This is a genomic window from Acidovorax sp. KPB24-07 (assembly GCF_057543315.1).
Genome location: NZ_BAAJYS010000642.1, coordinates 1 through 1,367, shown reverse-complemented (window position 1 = coordinate 1,367; position 1,367 = coordinate 1). Strand labels below are relative to the sequence as shown.

The 1,367-nt window shown below is 73.4% G+C and carries 1 protein-coding gene and 1 pseudogene; both read left to right on the top strand.

The genetic code is table 11. From position 1 onward, the window contains the following. Positions 1 to 830 (top strand): ABC transporter ATP-binding protein (locus tag AC27IQ_RS24630; protein WP_487091160.1); only part of this gene is annotated, 830 nt, incomplete at its 5' end. Then, positions 827 to 1,367: pseudogene (locus AC27IQ_RS24625) on the top strand (ABC transporter permease); the annotation flags it as partial. The gene AC27IQ_RS24630 and the pseudogene AC27IQ_RS24625, both read left to right, overlap by 4 nt.

Below are 1,367 nucleotides of genomic sequence, written 5' to 3'. Positions count from 1 at the left end.
TCGGGCCGAACGGCGCGGGCAAATCGACCACCATCAAGATCCTGTCCGGCATCCTGCGGCCCGACGGCGGGCGCGTGGAGATCGACGGCCGCCACCCCAGCGACGACCGCGAGCGCCACGTCGCCCGCATCGGCGTGGTGTTCGGCCAGCGCACCCAGCTGTGGTGGGACCTGCCGGTGGGCGAGGGCTTCGACCTTCTGCGCGACATCTACCGCGTGGACGAGCAGCGCTACCGCCGCGCACGCGACGAGCTGGTCGCGCTGCTGTCGCTGGAAGGCGTGCTGTCCCAGCCCGTGCGCCAGCTCTCGCTGGGCCAGCGCATGCGCGCCGAGATCGCGGCGGCGCTGCTGCACGAGCCCGACATCCTGTTCCTGGACGAGCCGACCATCGGCCTGGATGCGCCGTCCAAACTCGCGGTGCGGGATTTCGTGCGCCGCGCCAACCGCGAGCGCGGCACCACCGTGCTGCTCACCACCCACGACATGCACGACATCGAGGCGCTGGCCGAGCGCGTGATCGTGATCGGCCATGGCCGCGTGCTGGCCGACAGCCCGGTCGAGGCCCTGCGCGCCCAGGTGATGGCCGAGCGGCGCCTGGTGGTCGATTTCGGGCACGACGCGCCCGTGCTGGCGCCGCAGCCGGGCGTGTCGGTCCATGCGCGCGAGGGCCGCACGCTGGTGCTGGGGTTCGATCCGGCCGTCACCACGGCGCCCGCGCTCATCGCGCAGCTGGTGGCCGCACACGCCGTGCAGGACATTCGTCTGGAGGGCCTGGCGATCGAAGAGGTCATCGCCCGCTTCTACGCGCTGCACGGCGCGGCCGAGGCATGAGGCCGCCGCTGGCGCTGCGGCCCTACACCGCCGCGTTCGTCTCGCGCTTCCTGCAGATGCTGCAGTACCGCACGGCGGCGCTCGCCGGCTTCGGCACCCAGTGCTGGTGGGGCGGTATCAAGGTGATGGTATTGGCCGCGTTCTACGGGGGCGCTGGCGCCTCGGGCGCGCCCATGCCGCTGCAGCAGGCCATCACTTACACCTGGCTGGCCCAGGGGCTGCTGGCGCTGCTGCCGTGGTCGGGCGACCCGGAGGTGGCGCAGTCCGTGCGCACGGGCGCGGTGGCGTACGACCGGCTGCGGCCGGTGGACGCCTATGGCTTGTGGTTCGCGCGCAGCGCCGGCTGGATCGCCGCGCGGGTGCTGCCGCGCGTGGCGCTGATGGCGACCTTCGCCGCCGGGGTGCTGCCGCTGCTGGGCTGGCGCGAATGGGCCTGGCAGCCGCCGGCCAGCGCGGCGGCAGGGCTGGCGTTCGTGCTCTCGGCCGGCTTGGCGGTGCTGCTGTCCACCGCGCTGGTGATGCTGCTGAACGTGGCGG